Here is an 18,880-nt window from a genome sequence, read left to right as displayed (position 1 = left end):
AAGGCCCTCCTAATGATATTTATTGTATCATAGAAGAACCTTATAAACATTATTTTACAGAAAAAGTTTCATACTCTCAATTTTTCTGTTGCCATAGGCAAGCAAAGTCGCATTGGCCTGGTCAGTGTATCCAGCAGCTTTTCAATTTCTGCTTCCACCTGTACCAGCTCCACTTGATAGGCAGTCAGTTTTGGATTGACTTTTTCCTCCCTGCCGTGGAGTATCTGAAAGTCTTTGAACTTCTCCTGCATGGCAGAGAAAATGAATTGCTCAAATTCTTCTTTGCGGATTTTTTCGTAGCCCGGGCAGTTCTTGCTTTTTGCCCGTTTGGTACAGCGGCTCTGAAAATCAATGCCGCTGCTTTAAATGGGCGTATCAATTTGTCTACTGTACGACGGCTTTTTTCTTTTGCCGTCGTGCGGCAGAATGGTTTGGTTATTATTGGTGAACGGCGTCCGCTTCTTCTTGTGTGAGCTGACCATTTTTAACTGCATCAGAAATGGCTTTGTCTAATTCCTCAACTGTGGAATAATCTCCAATGTGTACTGTTTTTCCGTTATCTTTTGTTACATCAACACTATAAGAGGAAACTACATCTTCAGTAGGTGGAATCATGGAGTAGGTATCGCCGTCACCGTTGTCTTTGGAATACAATACTCCTTTTTTGATACTTTCCAGAGTTCCTTTATAGCTGTCCATCATAGCAGCTACGCTTTCCTGTGTAAATTCATGGAATACGCCTTCCCCATCATACCAACCATCTCCGGTTCCAATCAAAGATTCCATTTCTTTTTTCTGTTCGTTCATCCACGCCTCATATTTATCAGCTGTCCACCACTGCACATCCGGTACCGTATTGTTTTTCTCATAATCTGCCTCATCGACCCAATTTTTACCGTCAACACTGATCTGTCCACCGACTGTATCCTGATAGAGAATATCTTTACCGGATGTGTTTACTGTTTCGTATGTTGAAACCTTTGGTGTATCCGAAGCCAATGCATTTGCATAACTTGCATAAGTAACTCCTGTAATGCTTAAACAGATTACTCCACACAGTCCTATTGACCAAATTTTTTTGTTCTTCATTGATAAAACCTCACTTTCTAAAAATTGTAGCTGCCCTCTTGAGGACAGCTATAATATAACAAAGCAACTTGGATATAATTTGCAAGGATTATGGATTTTAGATGGAGTTGTCTATCGGCTGCCTGCAAGGCAATTCAAACCAAAACAGTACACCATTGTTTGTATTTGAAATGCCGTACTTTGCTTGGTGCATTTCCATGATTTTGCCAACAATATAAAGCCCTAATCCGCTTCCGCCGGTATTACGGTTACGAGATGTATCTGCTCGGTAGAAGGCTTCAAACAAATGTGGAATAGAATCGTCAGGCACACGGACACCTGTGTTTTCAATTTCACCACGAATTGTACCATGCGTTTCGGACAAAGATATACGAATCAGTTCACCACTTGGAGAATAGTGAGTTGCGTTTACCAATATATTTTGAATCGCCCGTTCCATCTGTGCTTGTTCCACTTCACAATAAAGACGGGTAGGAATATTTGCTTCAAGGCACTGTTCCTTTTCTTCCAATAAATCTGTTACAGTGGCAATCTGTACCCGAAATATTTCCGCAAAATTAATGGTTTTATATTCGGATTTTTGAGTTCCCTCTGCTTTAGAAACATACAGCAGCTCTTTTACCAACTTTTCCATCCTATCAACAACGGCCAGGGAACGCTCCATGTACTCTATATGGTTTTCATAACCGCAGACTCCGTTCAGCATTCCCGCCAAATGTCCTTTCAAGATGGTTAGTGGTGTTTTCAGTTCATGGGATGCTGCCGAGAAAAAGTCTACCCGCTGTCTTTCTAACTCCTGTTCCTTTTCAATATCTGTTTTGAGCTGTTGGTTGGCAGTTTGAAGATCGTTCAATGCAGTGGATAGCGAAGCAGATAATGAATTTAGATTTTGCGCCAAACACCCTAATTCATCTTCTCGTTCTGTACCACATTGACCGGAAAAATCCAATTCTGCCATTTGCTTTGAAATCTTGCTTAGTTGCACAATAGGTCTAGTGATATACCGTGTATAGAGCCATGCACAAAGGAGCGAAAGCAGAAAGACCATTAGGATAACATACGGAAGAATAGACAGCAATACCTTTGTTGCCTGCTGTACAACGAACAAATCTGTTTGAACTGCCAACGCATAAGCAGTGCCGTTTTTTAACGTGAACGGGTAAAAATTTGTCGTGGTTTCCCCAGACGGTTGCATATCTATGAACGATTCATCTTCATCGAATGTAACTGTGCAATCTGCCGAAGTAGTAGAGGTTTCCGTTGATGCCTCGTCGGGATATATCATACGACCGTTACTATCCTCAATCCAAAAAGCGGCATTTGTTTCCTTTGAAAAATTAGATATATCATTTTCGCAATCAGATATATTGTCAAAAGCTGTCATTTGCTCAACAAGGTGCATAGCGGCTTTCTCTGTGGACACATTTATCAAATTGGAGTATGTCACAGGTAACAGCTTTGAAATGAAAAAATATGTTCCGCTACAAGCTGTACCCAGTAGAAAAAATGTAATTATAAAAATCTTAACGGATAACCGTTGCTTAATGTACTTTGTCAATTCTGTATCCCACTCCTCTGATTGTTTTTATATAGTCAGCATTTAATTTTTTGCGAATGTTCTTTATGTGACTGTCAATGATCCGTTCCTCGACCTCCAAATCGTCCGCCCACAATCGGTCAAGTAGCATTTGCCGAGTAAAGACCTTTCCCTGATTTTCAAGCATAAGCCTAAGAAGCGCAAACTCTTTGCTGGTTAAAACAACCTCATTTCCGCCTTGATATACATGGAATCCGTCAACGTCCATACTTAGCTCTTTATAAGTAAGCAGGGATTGATTTAGAGTTTCCACAGTCCTACGGCGAAGAATAGCCGCAATCTTGCACAGCAGGATTTTGGGCGAAAAGGGCTTTGGAATGTAATCGTCAATCTGCTGTTCAAAACCCCGCAACTGGTTTTCTTCATCCGAAAGCGCAGTAAGCATAATAATAGGGACTTGTGACCGCTTACGAATGACCTCACATACACCATAACCGTCGATTTTAGGGAGCATGATGTCTAACAGCACAAGGTCGATGGTATCCCCAAACATTGCAATGCCCGCCACACCGTCAGAAGCAACAGCGACTTCATATCCCGCATCAATCAGATGGTTCTTTAATATATCCTGAATGTCAATATCGTCCTCAACAATTAAAATCTTCTGCATTGTTCCACCTCCAATTTTTCAAATATAGCAGAGAAATATGTATCTATTATGGAGTCTCAAATTTTATCCGCATTTATTTTACCGCCATTCTTTCAATCTATCAATGTTGTCATCGAGTATGTAGATAAAATACTACTAAAACATAAAACTGCGTATCGTCCTCATAATCAAACCTGAATACCTTTTACCAAATCGTCACCTTGCTGGACATTTCCGTAGACCAGTTCTTTTATCCTGACAGGCAGAACAGCGAAAGTAACTGCTGCCAGCACATTGATGTCCTTATAAACTCTAATGAAAAAGAATTTGTCGTGATAGAAGCCACAACCGAGGGCATTAAGAAAGCCAGAGAAACGGAGGTTCCAGGAAAATCTACATACCCATTTCCCAGGCACAGGATCTCTGTAGAGAAATAGGAGAGCCTTCTGAAATCAGTAAAGTATATCTAAAAATAAATGGAAAAAATAACCTGGAGAACGCAAAGAAAATACTTTCAGGAATTTAACATAATATATAGCAAGAAGTCTCTTTCCTTTACAGATGTGCAATGAATTGTAAAAGCACTGTACGAACGCTGTAAAAGCAAAAAAGAACACTTGGTTGGTGATGCAGTTCATGGTATAATAGTATCAGTTGATAACATAAATGATAAAAAAGCTAATTTTGTTAAAAAAGGATCACAATGTACATTTAGAATATCAGATTTACCGCCTTTTGATCATGTGGTTGTAATGTTCCGTGCATAGCCCAGAATGGAACTAAGTAAATTTATCAATGTCTGTCCCTTTTTCAAAATCTGAGATTTAATTGGCAGAAGTATATCACATGATAATGTTTATGGTATGAAAAAAAGCTTTCGTTGTAGCCTATGGTTCTGCATGGAAAGTTATTGGATAAAAGATACTGATTAATACTTGGTAAAATGAGGGAGCTCACAAATGAAAAAAATTACAATTGCCTTAATTATGGTTATATCATTAATAGCACCAATTCAGACAATGGCGGAGAGTGTTACCCAGAACGGTACAATAATAGAGCCTTTGGAACAGAATATTGAACAGATCATCGATGAAATCACTTCTGAACCGCGTCCAATAAATTCTGATGCAATACAGAATGTAAAAGAATATATTAGTGAATATTTTGGCAATCTGGGATATGACAATATAGAATACCAGAAATTCGAATATAACGATGAAAACAATGAGAATGCAATAAGGCATTCCTCGCAGGCGTATGTGTTTCTGGCATCAACAGCCGAGGATGCAATTGTTGACGGCATTGGTGAAAATATCATTGTGACAAAAAACTCATCCATTGATACTACAAAAAATCTGATCATAAGTGCCCATTATGACAGTGCAGAAGATTCGGTGGGCGCCAATGATAACGGTTCCGGAGTGGCAGCAGTGCTTGAACTGGCAAGGATTTTAAAAGATACAGAGATACCGTATAATATAAAATTCATCCTGTTCTCGGGCGAAGAGAAATATATGCTGGGTTCAAGATGGTATGTTGGTAAGCTGACGGAGGACGAGCGGAAACAGATCATCGGAGTAATAAATATTGATACTATTGCAGAAAAAAGTGATCTGGGTTATATGGCGATGATCGAAGGAAACAAAAGACCAGACAATGCGGAATATGATGATGAGGGATTGAAAAAACTGGCAGAATTAAATAAAAACAGTATGTCAGAACTATTTACACCCAGTGACAGATTTTTCCTGACAATGGCAACCAACAGTGACCATTATCCGTTTGCATTAGTGAATATCCCGGCAGTATCTATTGTCCAGGACTGGCAAGATGGTTTGAACGTGAATGATAGTTCTGATGTAAAAGAAAATATGGATATACAGAGAATTGTGAAAGTGATTGATCAGGTTATGGAAGTACTTCCAACGATCAATTAAATTTATATCAAAAATCTCCCACTAATGGTAGTGCCAGATAAAAAACATTGTAGAAGTCAGTAATATTAATGTTTTTCATGGTGCTAGCACGGTGTGAAGTCGAAATAATCAAATACTGACAGAGACTAGGAGGTGGAATAATGAAAAAATGGATCGTGATGCTGGCGGTACTTGTTATGTTCTGTCTGGCGGGATGCGGGGAAAAGCCGATGACAGCAGTGTATTTTCATACAGATGATAACAGCTGGTATTTTGCGGATCTGGACACGGACACGATTTTCTCCGGAACGATACCGGATAAGCTTACGGATGAGAATGGAAAGAAGCTGACAGAGGAAGATATGACAGACGGAGATGTTTACCTGATCTATGGAGATGGTATCATGCTGGAAAGCTTCCCGGGACAGTATCCGGGAATCACAAAGATGGTACGGAAAGAACAGGGCAATCAGGAAAAGGCCGATCATTACCGGAAGGAGCTGCTTTCCATGATGCGTCCGGTGACTGGAGAGTGATAAAATAAAGCTTTTTTAGAAAAATATTAAAAGAAAATATATATCCATTTCTTCTATATTTTGATAAACTATATATTAAGACCACTGAGAAGAATAAATTTTAACAAATGTAGCAAGAATTCTCCCACCTCTTCAGGTGGTGAGATGAATTGCACATCTGAGCATATCTGCTCAAAAAAAATCTCTATAGTATAAAAGAAACACTCGTTCTCCCTTCCCTGATGTAGTATACTGAAAAAGAACAATTAGTTCATAAATACATATCCGTCGATATAAGAAAAAGGACGATAAATATAATGGAGTTAGACCATGAAAGATGCATTCTGGGGTCAGATCTTCGGCCTGCTCAGTGCAGGTGGAGCAACGATTGAAACGATACGGCAGTATATAGAAAGCCAGGGTGAGAAGAATGAACCGCGCCGTAAAAATAAGGATCTATCCAAATAAAGAGCAGAGAGTTCAGATAGAGCAAACAATCGGCTGCAGCCGCTTTATCTATAACCAGATGCTTGCAGATAAGATCAGCTATTACCAGAAAGAAAAAAAGATGCTCCGGAACACACCGGCCGGATATAAAAAGGAATATCCATGGCTGAAGGAGGTGGATTCCCTTGCCCTGGCGAATGCGCAGCTGCATCTGGAAAGTGCGTTCCGGAAGTTTTTTCGGGAACCAGCCTGCGGATTTCCACGTTATAAATCAAAGAAGCATGCAAGAAATTCATATACGACCAATGCACTAAACGGAAATATCCTTTTGCAGGATACCCATCTGAAACTTCCAAAGATGTCCGTCATAAGGATAAAACTTCACCGTCAGATTCCATCAGACTGGAAACTGAAGTCTGTAACTGTGAGCCGTGAGCCATCCGGGAAATATTTTGCCAGCCTTTTGTTCTGCTGTGAGAACCAAACAGTGGAAAAAAGACCGGCAGAGAGATTTCTTGGGATCGATTTTGCCATGCAGGGAATGTGTGTATTTTCTACAGGAGAAAGAGCCGGGTACCCTATGTTTTACAGAAAAGCAGAGAAAAAACTTGCAAGAGAACAGAGAAAGCTCTCCCACTGTGAAAAAGAAAGCCGGAACTATCAAAAACAGAAAAAAAGGGTAGCTTTATGTCATGAAAAGATAAAGAACCAGAGAAAAGATTTCCAGCATAAGCTCAGCAGGGAGCTTGCGGAAAGATATGATGCAGTATGTGTGGAAAATCTGAATCTGAAGGGAATGTCCGGAGGGCTGCACCTTGGGAAAGGTGTGCAGGATAACGGGTACGGGCAGTTTCTGTTCATGTTGGGATACAAGCTGGAAGAATATGGAAAACATCTTATAAAAGTAGACCGTTATTTTGCATCCAGTAAGATCTGCAGTGTATGCGGACATAAGAAAAAGGAACTGGCATTGTCGGACAGAATGTATATTTGTGAATGTGGAAATAGGATAGACCGGGATGTGAATGCAGCAGTCAACATCCGTGAAGAAGGAAAAAGAATCTATAGAGAATGTGCCTGACGGCACAAGAAAAAAATCCGTAACCGGATAAACATAAAAAACAAAACCGCGGGACACGCGGGGATAGCCTGTTTTAGCTTTGCCCTAAAGGGTAATCGAGCAGGAAGCCCCCACTTCAAAATCGTAAGATTTAAGTGGTGGGAGCATGTCACTTGCTTTGTGGAACAGATTGATATTTACAGGGAGGAATCGTATTTCAGATTCTTCAAGTACATAAGAGTTCACTTTTCGTTGTATTTTAAAGAAAGAGAGACATGGAAACTTTGGAACAACAGCGAAAGTATCTTTGAAAAAGATCAAGGGATTACAATAAAATGATATGTAAATGAAGAGTAAGGGGAAAAATGCTGATTACGGATATTATTAACATTTTGGGGAATGAGTTTAGTAGTATATATTGCGTAAATCGTCAAGATCAGTACATTCAGATTTATAGACATCTAAATGAAAACACAGAGTTAGATGAATTAATGAACGAGAAGAAAACATATGAAACCGTAATACAAAAGTATATAGAGACCAATGTATTTGAAGAAGACAGAAATAAAATGCTGGTTGCTACGGATTTTAATAATATATGCAAACAACTGCAACTGGTCTCACAGTTCACAATACATTACAGGATAAAAAATGGTAATGATATTTTGCGTTATCGTATGAAATGTGCAAGAATTGGAAATGCAGATACATTCGAAAAAATAGTGTTTGCGTTTGCAAGTGAGGATTCAGATATAAGATTAGATGAGTTAGGCATTATGAACTTGAGCAGCACCGGTGAGAAAAGAAAAAGCATCTTTTCTCTGCTTATTAAGTGATGATTGTGAGCTGGATCATCGGAGAATGGACAATGTTATTAATGAGTTTGTAGAGAATGCTCCGATTAAAGGAATAAAGATTAAATATGGTATTTACAAAAATATAGATAAGAATCTTTCAATAGCTACCATATATGATTATGCATCTATGGCGGCAGAAACAGTTATGGAAGATTATAATCATGACTATGCGTATTATACAGATGAACTGGCGCAGAAGAGACTTTATAACCAAATGATAGAAAACGATTTTACAGATGCTTTGAAAAATAAGGAGAGATTGGTATAGACGATATTATTTGGATTATTAATCGGCAGGGATAGTCACTTTCCCTTTATATTCCTGCAGGTTTTACATAAGAAGATGGATTTCGGTCAGCAAAGGCAGCTCCCACAATGCCTTTTGGATATCCGCTTCTGCAAGTTGTAGTAAGTAATTGCTTCCCATCAAAATCATGGGGAAAGCGAACTGGTCTGAAAGACCGCCAGTTAGTGTGATGATGATAAGGAGATTTTGAAACTGATGACAGACAGAGATTATGCAATTAAATCAGTGAAAGAAATTACCTTCCATATGGCAAGTCATGCACAGGATTAAGACATTATACTGATATTAAAGAACTGATGACAAGCTACCAGAAACTGATTTTAGAAAACCAGTTGTATTGGAAGAACTGGATATGGAGTGCCAGGAGAAAATCAATGAAGATATGGCATATGCATTGAGTTATCTGAGCATTTATAACAATCAGCTGAATGTGCCAAAGATGCACCGGGAAATGAATAACCTGATGATCATTTATGGCTTGTCTGATATGATCTATCGTGGAATGACACTGGTGAAGTTCTATGCACCGAATGGTGTGATGCTCAGTGAAATCCTTCATTCCTGTTTTTGCAGTCATTATAATAAGACAGATGTGGAAGTACAACAGGAGTTAGGAATAGGCAGGACTTCTTTTTATAAAATGAAGAAGCAGGCACTTGGGTATTTAGGATTTTATTTTTATGAGATCGTGGTACCGCAGGCAAAGGATAAAAGATTTAAACCGTCACTGGGCGTCGAGGAAGAGTAGGTGAATAATATGAGATACGAAGATTCAATGAAAGGTGTAGCTGCTCAGATAATCAAAGAACAGCAGCGAGTCAGTAAAATTAAAAACAATCCAGAAGAGTTCCATTGGCATGACGAATATGCAACGTTGAATTTCTTTCGGTTTATCTGCAAAAATATCGGTAACTTGGGAAATGGAGAAATTGAGAAAATGGTCACACGCTTGAAAAGCATAGATCAGAAAGCAGTGGAAAACCATGTGAATGGTGCTGTTTGGGCATTTGATTATGATAAGATGTTCTGTGTATTGATGGAAAATGAAATTTGCCGAAAGGTGTGTGAAAAGAATAAATATAATAGTTGGATGAAACTGATTGGAAATTATTGTTTTCAAGTGGTGTAGGATAAAATAGTGGCTTGTGAAAAGCTGATTTTGATGTTAAGATGAAATTGGGATAGGAGACATTTAGGAACCTATCCTGACATAGCAAAGAATGGAGGCGAGAATGGACGTGGCGAAAGAAGAAATCGTGAAAACAGAAGAATTGGAAACACGTTACGAAAGATACAAGGGTATCTTAAAAGACCTTACCATCATGAGCGATGTGTTTATGCGGAATGTATTCAAGAAACGGGAATGTACAGAATATGTTCTACAGGTAATTATGAATAAAAAGGATCTGAAAGTGATTGATCAAGTTCTGCAGAAAGACTATAAGAATTTGCAGGGGCGTTCAGCTATTCTGGACTGTGTTGCCAGAGATTCTGAAGGCAAGCAGATGGATGTAGAAATCCAACAGGACAACGAAGGGGCATCTCCCAAAAGAGCAAGGTATCATAGTGGTCTGATGGATATGAACACATTAAATCCAGGACAGGATTTTGATGACCTTCCGGAAAGCTACGTGATTTTTATCACCAGAGACGATGCACTTGGATACGGACTTCCGATTTATCATATAGACAGGAAAATCGAAGAAGTCAGTGAGAATTTTAAGGATGAAGCTCATATTATTTATGTAAATTCTAAGAAACAAGAGGATACAGAATTAGGCAGACTGATGCATGATCTTCACTGTAAGAATGCAGAAGATATGCACAGTAAGATACTTGCTGACAGAGTATACGAATTGAAGGAAACACAGAAAGGGGTGGAATTCATGTGCCGTGAGATGGAACAGATTTATAGTGAAGGTATTGAAAGTGGTGAGCTGAAAAAAGCAAAAGCCTCAGCATTATCCATGGCTGCGGATGGAATGAAAGTTGATAAAATAGCCCACTATCTTAATGTAAGTGCTCAAATGGTACAGAAATGGATTGACGAGAGCATGAGTGTTGCACATTAACAAATGATAAATTTTAATGGAGCTACCAGGGGATACTAATTCTTCTGGTGGCTTTTTTGTGTGTTGCATGTATAAAAAAGTGAAATCTAGTTCTATAGAACTATAACTTGATTTGCGGATTCTGTATCTTTCAATTATCCATCAGTATACTAATTTTAGACCGAATTATCGTTCTGAAGGAGGTGCTATGATGGATTTAAAAGCGGTTGGTCAGCGAATCAAAGCAGCAAGAGAAGCAAAAAATCTTACACAGGAAGAACTGGCGGCGCTGGTAAATTTAAGTACAACACATGTCAGTGTGATAGAAAGAGGACTGAAAGTAACAAAGTTGGATACCTTTGTAGCAATTGCCAATGCACTTGATGTATCGGCTGATGCGCTACTGATAGATGTTGTGACACATTCTGTCACAGGTGTTACTAATGAATTATCTGATATGATAGGGAAATTGCCAAAGGACGAGCAGAAAAGAATTTTAAATGCTGTCAGAGCTTTGGTAGACTAATGAAATAGGCATTGAAATCGAAGGGCATTAAGCTCTTCTTTTTTTGTTCTTTTTTATGGCTTCATTTGCGAAAGTATCTTTTTTCATAGTGAGAATCATGATATAGTAGTTCTAAAGAACTATAAATAATTCTTTGAAACCGGAGGGCGGGTAAATGAGAGAAAAAACTATTTATGAGAAAATTGCAGAAAAGTACAACACAACACCAGAAGAAGTACGCAGAGAAATGCAGATAGCCATAGATGCAGGATTTGATAATCCTAATCCGGCTGTGCAGGAAGAATGGAAGAAAATGACACTTAAAGGAGAAAGACCTACACCGGAAGAAGTAATCAATTACGCAGTAAAAAAACTAAAAGGAAAATAAAAATATGAAGAAAAAGATAATTGCAGTGATCTCAGGGGCAGTCATCTTGATAATTGCTGCAGGAAGTATTTATGGGAAACCTGAATCAAGTCATAAGGAAGGTGAACCGGATGTGGTAGGAACATTTTCCGTAAATCGGGATGAAAATCTAACCGTAATCGCTAACCGGGAAAATATTGAGGATAGAGAAGCGTTTGCAAGAGAGCTTTTGCAGATGTACAAGGATGATTCATTTTATTCGACAAAATTCTCCACAGACAGGGGATATGCGACGAGCCTTGATATGAACATCTATTTATGGAAAGAGGATATTGAAGATGGGGAATCGGTAATGACAGCCGAATATAGACCTGTAGAATACGGAAATGACTATGATGTAGTCAATAATCCTGATAAATTTCAACTATATATAGATGGAAAAGAAGTAGAAGAATAACACGGTGAACTTTTTATACTGAAATATGTACGATTCCAATAATGATATGAACTTATGGGAATATATTGCGGATACTTTGTGAACTTTATCCTGATACAATGATTATGCTGATGAAAGAAGGCATAGATAACTGAATACAAGAAAGAGACGAAAGCCTCAGTAGTTAAGAAAAAACTACTGGGGCTTTTTTTCGTGCCTGAATTTCTCAGCCAATAACTGCGGGCATATCCCGGCAGGATAAAGGCGGAGCAGGCATGATCCTAAACAGAGGTCCGCCTTCTGGATTTGAAACGAGCAACAAGATTTCAAATTCAGGAGAAACGGATATGTATATTGAACACCCATATTTTTACGAAGGAAAGTATTACGCAAATATTGATGGAGAAATGATCGAGATTACAAAAGAAGTTGCGTATGCGATGAACAATTTTTACAGAAGCAGCAAGGCAAAAAAAGTTGAGATTAAGAACGAGCTGGGGGAAGTCGTGGATAAGATGCTGAGAGAAGTACCTTACAGCGGTCAGTCTATTGATGGAGAAGGTTTCATGATTGAGGATTTTCCAGATCTGAACTGTGATGTGGAGCACTGTGTACTGACAAAAATGGAACAGCAGGATATTCACAAAGTAATCAATCAGCTGAACTCAGAGGAACGCATGATTATTTATGGCATTTTCTTTGAAAACAAGACACAGACACAGATGGCGGAAATTATGGGGATTTCCAGACAGATGCTGTCATACAAGCTGAAATCCATTCTTAATAAAATGCGTGAAATGTATATGAATAAATTTTTTTAAAAAATTTTTCAAAATCTTTTGCATCTGCCAAAGTCATTTGACTTTAGTAATTAGAGGAAGTTAAATGACTTCCTAAAATGAACCATGATAACTGAATATCCAATAATAACTGACGTGACATTTCATGCAGAGAGCACGAGGAAGATGACGCTATAGGATTATAAGACAAAACCAAGATTTTTAGTTCAGTCCGTAATGCTGCGAAAAAGCACTGACCGAAGCCAGCTGGCAGGCTGGTGATGCGATGATATGTATGAGATGCGATACACTTGCAGATCCTGAGAAGTCTGTAACTGGTAAACCTATGAACTGCTGGAGCCTGGAAACGAGAGTTTCCGGGTTGTGGTCCGGAGTATGCATCCGGGCAGGTTATTATTCCCTTCCTGCATATGCGGGAGTAACGATTCGGGGTATCGAGGATAAATAGAATCGAGCGAGCACTGTTTAATAATCAAATTGGCTATAGAGGTTATGCGGCAGAGCTTTCCTTATGGGAAAGAAACTCTGCCGTATTCCTGTGGAGCCAATATAGCGCTATGGATGCTTTACAAATAAAAATAATAGATTGGAGAGAGGACAAATGACAATCCGCAGAGGAGATATTTTATGGGCAGATCTCGGTATGTTTCCTACAACATCTGTTCAGGGTGGTGTAAGACCGGTGATCGTAGTGAGCAATAATAAAGCCAATACATACAGTTCAGTCATAACGGTAGTTCCGCTGACATCAAGAATATATAAGAAACGGTATTTGCCAACACATGTATTTATCAGCAAATATGATATGACAGGAATCCGAAAAGGAAGCCTGGCACTGGCTGAACAGGTTATGAGCATTTCTACGAAATGTATTATTGAGAAATGCGGAAGAGTGAACAAGTGGAGCCTGGATCGGGTACTGAAAGCAGTACGGATTCAGATGGGAATGGAGGGAGAAGGGCATGACGGCAGAGGAATATAGAAACTATCTGGAGCAGGATTTCAGTGATGTAGATATCAATGAAATGACTGACCTACGGATGATAAAAGCAGACAGAAATAAATCGCTTCAGGAACGGAGAGATATTTTTCTGAATAAAGTAGGAAATCCATATTTGGTCCGGATCGGTAATATGAAAGTAAAAGTCAGATTTGCTAATAACGGTATATCTATGGAGCAGGCATTTGAGAATATGCTTCTGAGTGTCTGAAAAAGTACTGGCAAGATTGAGGGGACTGTGTTAGAATGTCGGTAAGGACAAATTATGCAGCCCCCTTTTATTACATGGATTTTCTGACGTAATAAAAGGAGGTAAGATATGTATCAGAATATCAATAAAATCTATCATGCCGCCATCTATGTCAGATTATCTAAAGAAGATGGCGATATTTCCAGTTCAGCAAAACTGGAAAGTAACAGCATTTCTAACCAGAAAGCTTTGATTCTGGATTTCCTGAAAGACAAAAAAGATATAGAAGTTGTTTCAGTCCGAGTTGATGATGGCTACTCAGGCTCTAATTTTGAGCGCCCTGCATTCCAGGCAATGCTGGAAGATATCCGGCGTGGGATTGTAGACTGCGTAGTGGTAAAAGATTTATCACGATTTGGAAGGGAATATATTGATTCCGGGAAGTATATCGAGAGATTATTCCCGGCTCTTGGTGTGCGTTTTATTGCTATCAATGATAATTATGACAGTCTTAAGGGAAAGAATCAGGCAGACGAAATCATTATCCCATTTAAAAATTTAATCAACGATGCTTATTGTCGTGATATTTCTATTAAGATCAGGAGTAATCTTGAGATTAAGAGGAAAAAAGGTGAGTGCGTGACTCCGTTTGTAGCATTTGGATACAGGAAGACAAAGACAGATAAGCATAAATTAGAGATTGACCCATCTGCAGGCAGTGTAGTACAGGATATTTTTAAGATGAAGCTGCGGGGAATGAGTCAGGATGCGATCGCTAATCGTTTAAATGAACTGGGTATTCTTTCCCCATTTGAATATAAAATCAGCAGCGGCAGTCATTATGAAACTGGCTTCCGGCAGAAAGAACAGGCACTTTGGAGTTCCGTTACAGTCCGTAGGATACTGGAAAACGAGGTTTATATCGGAAATCTTGTGCAGGGAAAAAGGACAACACCGAACCATAAAGTGAAGCAGACTTATGTGAAACCGGAAGATGACTGGATCCGGATTGAGAAAAATCATGAGCCACTGGTGAGTGACCGTGATTTTGAAATTGTGCAGAGGCTTCTGGGCATGGATACACGTACTTCACCTTACCAAAAGCAGGTATATCTGTTGTCCGGAATTGCTGTATGTGCGGATTGTGGTGCACCTATGACAAGAAAGGTTTCTACTGTGGCAGGGAAAAAATATGCTTATTATCTATGTTCCGCAAATAAAGAAACAAAACGCTGTTCTAGTCATAGAATACCGGAAAAGGATCTGGAAGATGCCGTACTGGTGATGCTGAAACAGCATATCCAGAATATCCTGCACCTGAAAAGAGTCCTGGAATTTGTTGGTACTGTGCCATTTCAGGAGATCAATATGAAGAAGCTGCAGGACAGGCTGGAGAAGAAAAAACAGGAGACAGAACGTTGTAAGGAGTTACGGATGATGCTCTATTCGGATATGAAAGAGGGCATTGTATCAAAAGAAGACTATGTAGAGCTTCATGCAGCCTATGGAAAGAGGCTTAGAAATGCGGAAGAGAGTATCCGTGCAATCCAGAAAGAAATGGATAGTGAGCTGGAAAAAGCAGACAATGCCAATACCTGGCTGGATTATTTTGTGAAATATCAGGATATTGAAGAACTGTCCCGCACAGTGGTGGTAGAACTGATCAGGAAAATCAGAGTATATGATAAAAAGAATATAGAGATCACTTTTGATTTTGATGATTGTTATCAGACATTGCTGAATCAATTACCGGCTATGGGAGTTGATACGGTAGTAGATGATGATAATAATCTGCAGGTCAAGGTAAAGGAGGTTGTATAAAATGGCACGAAAGAGTAGGAAAAACATTCCGACAGTAGTCGGCAGTGCAACCGTCCAGACAGAGGTGAGAAGACCATTCCGGGCAGGATTGTATGCCAGAATTTCAATGGAAACAGAAGAAACATTAGAAAGAGGGACGATAGAAACCCAGGTGGAATTGATGAAAAACTTTGTAGCAGATACGGAAGATATTTCGGTTGCGGAAGTTTATAAGGACTCAGACTATTCAGGTACAAATTTTGACCGTCCTGGATTCGTACAGATGATGGAAGATATCAAGCATGGAAAAATCAATTGTGTTATTGTAAAAGATTTGTCCAGACTTGGAAGAAATTATGTCGAAACCAGCAACTATATTGAACGAGTATTTCCGTTTTTTCATGTAAGATTCCTGGCTGTGACAGATGATTTCGATTCCTTCAGAGAAGGTGTGGATCTTACAGTTCCACTGAAGAATATTATCAATGAGTTCTATTCGAAAGACCTTGCCAAAAAGAGCAGCAGCGCAAAAAAAGCTCTTTGGAAAAAAGGAAAATTTACAAGTGCCTGGGAACCGTATGGTTACAGAAAGTCAGAAGAAGACCATCATCAGCTGATCGTTGATGAAGAAGCTGCAGAACATTTGAAAAGTATATTTTCTATGTATATGGATGGCAGGAACTATAGTGATATTGCAAGACAGCTCAATAAAGATGGAGTTTTATCGCCGACTTTACAGAGAAAATTCTATAAAACCGGTGAGAAGCCGCTTCCGGAGTCAAAACCCTGGAACAATTATGAAGTGAAACGAGTTCTTCAGGATGTTCATTGCACAGGTGATTCTGTATTTGGAAAATATCAGCAAAGTGTTTTCCAGGGAAATAAACAGAGAAATCGACCAGAGAGTGAATGGGTGCATGTGGAGAACACGCATGAAGGGATTATAGATAGAGAGTTGTTTCAACAGGTACAATCTAAAATCCAGGAATATACGGAAGCTTATAAGAAGAAACATCAGCAGAACAATGGGGCTATTAGAAACCATAATTTCTATACAGGAAAAATATGGTGCGGAGGCTGTGGCAACCGCATGACGTTGTCCAGAGAAAGAAATGGCACATTCTTTTATATCTGCGGAGCCAATACTAACCATAAATCCGGAGGAAAGCAATGCAAAGGGCACAGAGTCAGAAAAGAATATGTGGATGACGATGTTCTTCGCCTGATCCAAACGCATATGAAAACCGTATTGGATACGGAAAAAATGATTCAGGAAATGAATACAGCTTCCAAAAATCAGACACAGTACCTGCTTTTGGATAAAGAAGTGGGGAAACTTCGACGGGAACTGAGCCGTATCAGTAAGCGTAAATCGGATTTATATGAAGATTACTCGGAACGTTTGATTACAGAAGAAGAGTACATACAGTTTTCTCGGATCTATTCCAATGAAATTGAGAATATCAAGAGCCGTCTGGACACAGTATTGGCGGCACAGGTTCGGTATTCCCAGGATTACCACATTGAAGAAGGCTGGGGAAATGTGATACATACTTATATGTCAAAGCGTAAGCTGACAAAAGAAATGGCAGATGCCTTTGTGGATTCAATTATTATCCATGGTAAGTATGATTATGAGATCAAGCTGGTATATGACGATCAGTTTGCAGATTTACAGAAATTAAAGAAAGAGAAGGAGGCGCAGACAAGATGACAGATCATAGAAAAACAGCTGTTTACATCCGTTTATCCGCAGAAGATGACAATGTAGATGGCAGAGCCAAAAAAGAGAGCGACAGTGTAACTTCTCAGAGAATTCTGTTAAAATCATTTGTGATTGATCAGCTGGGTGTAGCTGAGTCAGATATCCTGGAATATGTGGATGACGGTGTCAGCGGTACTCATTTTAAACGGCAGGGATTTCAACAGCTGCAGGATGACATGAAAAGCGGAGAAATCGGCTGTGTAGTTGTAAAAGACTTCTCCAGATTTGGAAGAGACTATCTGGAAGTTGGATTTTATATTGAATATATTTTCCCACTTCTACAGATTCGATTTATTTCGATTAATGACAGCTATGACAGTGCTGCAAGCAGCGGAATGACTGGTGGAATGAATGTGGCATTGCAGAATCTGGTATACAATATGTATAGCCTGGATTTGTCCAAGAAAATTTCATCAGCATTGCAGACAAGAACGAGAAATGGTACACGCCTTCCGGTAAATGCCAGATATGGCTATAAAAAAGGAAAAGATGGAAGGCTGGAAGTTGATCCAGAGGCTGCAAAAGTCGTAAAAATGATTTTTCGGATGGCAGCGGAAGGAACAAGTTTTGCAGATATTACAAGGGAATTGAACAGACAGGAGATTGTCACTTGTGATGAGCAGAAATTATCAAGAGGGGACCAGGTACAGTTCCAGAGGTTTGAGACGATCAAAAAGAAACACTGGAGCCCTACGACAGTAGCGGCAATTGTCCGGGATGAGATTTATATTGGAACCAGAATCTGGGGCAAAACGCGTTGTAGTATGCATACTGGCCATAAAGCTGTTCTGAATGATGAAACAGAATGGGTTCGCCTGGAAAATCATCATACGGCAATTATAGACAGGCAATTGTTTGAAAAAGCAAATGAAATGCATCCGAAAAAGAAGAGAAGTGTTGCGGAATCACGCACCAATTTTACTCTGGAAAGACGTAAAAAACAGCCGGCATTGCTGCTATGTGCCAACTGTGGGCATTCTTTACTAAAAGAAACGGAGCATCTGCTAAAATGCTCAGATGCTCGAACCAATGGAGATCCTGTGTGTCGAAGTCTGGTGATCCGACGGGAACCGCTGGAGGAGAATATCCTTGGGCTTGTTCATCAGTATGCAGCGTCAATGTTGGAAAAAGAAAAGAAAGTATCTTACAACAGGCAATGCGACTACAAAGAGATCAATACCGCAGAATTGCAAAAGCAGAGCCGACAGTTGACCTCGGAAAAGATGAAACTCTATGATGATTACAAAGATGGTCGTATGGATCGTGATTTGTATAAGCAGAGAGCGGAAAAGATAAGTGGACAGCTGGATGAAATTAAACGAAAAATAGAAGATGCGGAGAATAGCAAAAAGCTTCTTGAACAAAATGAACTTTCTGATAAAATAAAACTAAAAGATTTCTTGGGAATTCAGAAGTTCGATACAGAGAAGCTGCGTGAGATTATCAAGGTGATCCGTGTTCATAGTCAGGATGAAATCGAAATCGAATGGAATTTTGACGATATTTTTTCAGAACAGAGATAACTTGAGCAGGACAAAAATGACTTATCAGAAGATAATAAAGGTGCTGGGACTACCTGATGGAAGCGT

At 39.3% G+C, this 18,880-nt stretch carries 22 protein-coding genes; 19 read left to right on the top strand and 3 right to left on the bottom strand.

Annotated elements, in window-relative coordinates:
• Positions 1–473: hypothetical protein (locus GPK81_RS18615; RefSeq protein ID WP_215706555.1), on the top strand; the 473-nt coding region annotated here is incomplete at its 5' end.
• Here GPK81_RS18615 and GPK81_RS03595 read toward each other — a convergent pair.
• From GPK81_RS03595 to GPK81_RS03585, 3 genes are all read right to left on the bottom strand, one after another.
• Entirely contained in the window at positions 439–1,089 is a 651-nt protein-coding gene (locus tag GPK81_RS03595) for a hypothetical protein (RefSeq protein ID WP_215706554.1), read from the bottom strand. The two genes, GPK81_RS18615 and GPK81_RS03595, sit on opposite strands and share 35 nt — an antisense overlap.
• Before the next feature lie 97 nt (positions 1,090–1,186).
• The gene (locus tag GPK81_RS03590; protein ID WP_215706553.1) at positions 1,187–2,647 is read right to left on the bottom strand and encodes a sensor histidine kinase; all 1,461 of its coding nucleotides are present in this window, start codon (positions 2,645–2,647) and stop codon (positions 1,187–1,189) included.
• Positions 2,631–3,296 (bottom strand): response regulator transcription factor, encoded by a 666-nt coding sequence (locus GPK81_RS03585; protein ID WP_215706552.1) that lies wholly within the window; start codon positions 3,294–3,296, stop codon positions 2,631–2,633. Before GPK81_RS03585 ends, GPK81_RS03590 begins: the two co-directional genes overlap by 17 nt.
• 938 nt (positions 3,297–4,234) lie before the next feature.
• Between GPK81_RS03585 and GPK81_RS03580 the strand changes: the two genes are divergently transcribed.
• The 18 genes from GPK81_RS03580 (at position 4,235) to GPK81_RS03495 (ending at position 18,814) form a co-directional block, all read left to right on the top strand.
• Positions 4,235–5,212 carry a M28 family metallopeptidase gene (locus GPK81_RS03580; protein ID WP_252196592.1) on the top strand — a complete coding sequence of 326 codons (978 nt, stop codon included), beginning with the start codon at positions 4,235–4,237 and terminating at the stop codon, positions 5,210–5,212.
• 140 nt (positions 5,213–5,352) lie between these two features.
• Entirely contained in the window at positions 5,353–5,727 is a 375-nt protein-coding gene (locus tag GPK81_RS03575; protein ID WP_015524968.1) for a hypothetical protein, read from the top strand.
• A 409-nt stretch (positions 5,728–6,136) separates the two neighbouring features.
• The gene (locus GPK81_RS03570) at positions 6,137–7,234 is read left to right on the top strand and encodes an RNA-guided endonuclease TnpB family protein (protein ID WP_215706557.1); all 1,098 of its coding nucleotides are present in this window, start codon (positions 6,137–6,139) and stop codon (positions 7,232–7,234) included.
• 344 nt (positions 7,235–7,578) lie between these two features.
• Positions 7,579–8,049: a hypothetical protein gene (locus GPK81_RS03565; RefSeq protein ID WP_015524970.1), complete on the top strand. Its 471-nt coding sequence runs from the start codon at positions 7,579–7,581 to the stop codon at positions 8,047–8,049.
• Between the two features lie 25 nt (positions 8,050–8,074).
• Positions 8,075–8,338, top strand: a complete 264-nt coding sequence (locus GPK81_RS03560; protein ID WP_015524971.1) for a hypothetical protein — start codon at positions 8,075–8,077, stop codon at positions 8,336–8,338.
• Between the two features lie 391 nt (positions 8,339–8,729).
• On the top strand, positions 8,730–9,125 hold the full coding sequence (locus GPK81_RS03555; protein ID WP_015524973.1) for a hypothetical protein: 396 nt from the start codon (positions 8,730–8,732) through the stop codon (positions 9,123–9,125).
• A gap of 9 nt (positions 9,126–9,134) precedes the next feature.
• Positions 9,135–9,506 carry a hypothetical protein gene (locus GPK81_RS03550; RefSeq protein ID WP_044921552.1) on the top strand — a complete coding sequence of 124 codons (372 nt, stop codon included), beginning with the start codon at positions 9,135–9,137 and terminating at the stop codon, positions 9,504–9,506.
• A 103-nt stretch (positions 9,507–9,609) separates the two neighbouring features.
• Positions 9,610–10,449, top strand: coding sequence for a PD-(D/E)XK nuclease family transposase (locus GPK81_RS03545; RefSeq protein WP_147602432.1), 840 nt, complete (start codon positions 9,610–9,612; stop codon positions 10,447–10,449).
• A 187-nt stretch (positions 10,450–10,636) separates the two neighbouring features.
• Positions 10,637–10,954, top strand: a complete 318-nt coding sequence (locus tag GPK81_RS03540; protein WP_226862455.1) for a helix-turn-helix domain-containing protein — start codon at positions 10,637–10,639, stop codon at positions 10,952–10,954.
• A gap of 154 nt (positions 10,955–11,108) precedes the next feature.
• Positions 11,109–11,321 carry a sporulation initiation factor Spo0A C-terminal domain-containing protein gene (locus tag GPK81_RS03535; protein ID WP_015568870.1) on the top strand — a complete coding sequence of 71 codons (213 nt, stop codon included), beginning with the start codon at positions 11,109–11,111 and terminating at the stop codon, positions 11,319–11,321.
• Positions 11,322–11,325: 4 nt separating this feature from the next.
• Positions 11,326–11,757: a hypothetical protein gene (locus tag GPK81_RS03530; RefSeq protein WP_215653173.1), complete on the top strand. Its 432-nt coding sequence runs from the start codon at positions 11,326–11,328 to the stop codon at positions 11,755–11,757.
• A gap of 326 nt (positions 11,758–12,083) precedes the next feature.
• Positions 12,084–12,557 (top strand): sigma factor-like helix-turn-helix DNA-binding protein, encoded by a 474-nt coding sequence (locus GPK81_RS03525; protein WP_173884580.1) that lies wholly within the window; start codon positions 12,084–12,086, stop codon positions 12,555–12,557.
• 253 nt (positions 12,558–12,810) lie between these two features.
• The gene (locus GPK81_RS03520; protein ID WP_226840949.1) at positions 12,811–12,984 is read left to right on the top strand and encodes a hypothetical protein; all 174 of its coding nucleotides are present in this window, start codon (positions 12,811–12,813) and stop codon (positions 12,982–12,984) included.
• A gap of 153 nt (positions 12,985–13,137) precedes the next feature.
• Positions 13,138–13,518 carry a type II toxin-antitoxin system PemK/MazF family toxin gene (locus GPK81_RS03515; RefSeq protein ID WP_005344285.1) on the top strand — a complete coding sequence of 127 codons (381 nt, stop codon included), beginning with the start codon at positions 13,138–13,140 and terminating at the stop codon, positions 13,516–13,518.
• The gene (locus tag GPK81_RS03510) at positions 13,499–13,747 is read left to right on the top strand and encodes a DUF6870 family protein (RefSeq protein WP_015568866.1); all 249 of its coding nucleotides are present in this window, start codon (positions 13,499–13,501) and stop codon (positions 13,745–13,747) included. The genes GPK81_RS03515 and GPK81_RS03510 overlap by 20 nt, the downstream gene beginning before the upstream one ends.
• Before the next feature lie 108 nt (positions 13,748–13,855).
• Entirely contained in the window at positions 13,856–15,547 is a 1,692-nt protein-coding gene (locus GPK81_RS03505; RefSeq protein ID WP_015568865.1) for a recombinase family protein, read from the top strand.
• 1 nt (position 15,548) lies between these two features.
• The gene (locus GPK81_RS03500; RefSeq protein WP_015568864.1) at positions 15,549–17,240 is read left to right on the top strand and encodes a recombinase family protein; all 1,692 of its coding nucleotides are present in this window, start codon (positions 15,549–15,551) and stop codon (positions 17,238–17,240) included.
• Positions 17,237–18,814, top strand: a complete 1,578-nt coding sequence (locus GPK81_RS03495; protein WP_215653174.1) for a recombinase family protein — start codon at positions 17,237–17,239, stop codon at positions 18,812–18,814. Before GPK81_RS03500 ends, GPK81_RS03495 begins: the two co-directional genes overlap by 4 nt.
• Positions 18,815–18,880 lie beyond the last annotated feature (66 nt).

This window comes from Blautia sp. MCC283, assembly GCF_018785565.1.
In the GTDB taxonomy this organism is placed as follows: domain Bacteria; phylum Bacillota; class Clostridia; order Lachnospirales; family Lachnospiraceae; genus Blautia_A.
Note: the sequence above shows the minus strand (reverse complement) of the source record. Positions and strands in the feature narration are given on the sequence as shown.

What these genes read in the sequence shown, in the direction of transcription:
- GPK81_RS03535 (WP_015568870.1), top strand. Translation starts at nt 11,109, where the DNA reads ATGAGAGAAAAAACTATTTATGAGAAAATTGCAGAAAAGTACAACACA.
- GPK81_RS03540 (WP_226862455.1), top strand. Translation starts at nt 10,637, where the DNA reads ATGATGGATTTAAAAGCGGTTGGTCAGCGAATCAAAGCAGCAAGAGAA.
- GPK81_RS03550 (WP_044921552.1), top strand. Translation starts at nt 9,135, where the DNA reads ATGAGATACGAAGATTCAATGAAAGGTGTAGCTGCTCAGATAATCAAA.
- GPK81_RS03515 (WP_005344285.1), top strand. Translation starts at nt 13,138, where the DNA reads ATGACAATCCGCAGAGGAGATATTTTATGGGCAGATCTCGGTATGTTT.
- GPK81_RS03510 (WP_015568866.1), top strand. Translation starts at nt 13,499, where the DNA reads ATGACGGCAGAGGAATATAGAAACTATCTGGAGCAGGATTTCAGTGAT.
- GPK81_RS03565 (WP_015524970.1), top strand. Translation starts at nt 7,579, where the DNA reads ATGCTGATTACGGATATTATTAACATTTTGGGGAATGAGTTTAGTAGT.
- GPK81_RS03555 (WP_015524973.1), top strand. Translation starts at nt 8,730, where the DNA reads ATGGAGTGCCAGGAGAAAATCAATGAAGATATGGCATATGCATTGAGT.
- GPK81_RS03500 (WP_015568864.1), top strand. Translation starts at nt 15,549, where the DNA reads ATGGCACGAAAGAGTAGGAAAAACATTCCGACAGTAGTCGGCAGTGCA.
- GPK81_RS03595 (WP_215706554.1), bottom strand. Translation starts at nt 1,089, where the DNA reads ATGAAGAACAAAAAAATTTGGTCAATAGGACTGTGTGGAGTAATCTGT.
- GPK81_RS03545 (WP_147602432.1), top strand. Translation starts at nt 9,610, where the DNA reads ATGGACGTGGCGAAAGAAGAAATCGTGAAAACAGAAGAATTGGAAACA.
- GPK81_RS03530 (WP_215653173.1), top strand. Translation starts at nt 11,326, where the DNA reads ATGAAGAAAAAGATAATTGCAGTGATCTCAGGGGCAGTCATCTTGATA.
- GPK81_RS03570 (WP_215706557.1), top strand. Translation starts at nt 6,137, where the DNA reads ATGAACCGCGCCGTAAAAATAAGGATCTATCCAAATAAAGAGCAGAGA.
- GPK81_RS03525 (WP_173884580.1), top strand. Translation starts at nt 12,084, where the DNA reads ATGTATATTGAACACCCATATTTTTACGAAGGAAAGTATTACGCAAAT.
- GPK81_RS03580 (WP_252196592.1), top strand. Translation starts at nt 4,235, where the DNA reads ATGAAAAAAATTACAATTGCCTTAATTATGGTTATATCATTAATAGCA.
- GPK81_RS03575 (WP_015524968.1), top strand. Translation starts at nt 5,353, where the DNA reads ATGAAAAAATGGATCGTGATGCTGGCGGTACTTGTTATGTTCTGTCTG.
- GPK81_RS03585 (WP_215706552.1), bottom strand. Translation starts at nt 3,296, where the DNA reads ATGCAGAAGATTTTAATTGTTGAGGACGATATTGACATTCAGGATATA.
- GPK81_RS03520 (WP_226840949.1), top strand. Translation starts at nt 12,811, where the DNA reads ATGAGATGCGATACACTTGCAGATCCTGAGAAGTCTGTAACTGGTAAA.
- GPK81_RS03505 (WP_015568865.1), top strand. Translation starts at nt 13,856, where the DNA reads ATGTATCAGAATATCAATAAAATCTATCATGCCGCCATCTATGTCAGA.
- GPK81_RS03560 (WP_015524971.1), top strand. Translation starts at nt 8,075, where the DNA reads ATGGACAATGTTATTAATGAGTTTGTAGAGAATGCTCCGATTAAAGGA.
- GPK81_RS03495 (WP_215653174.1), top strand. Translation starts at nt 17,237, where the DNA reads ATGACAGATCATAGAAAAACAGCTGTTTACATCCGTTTATCCGCAGAA.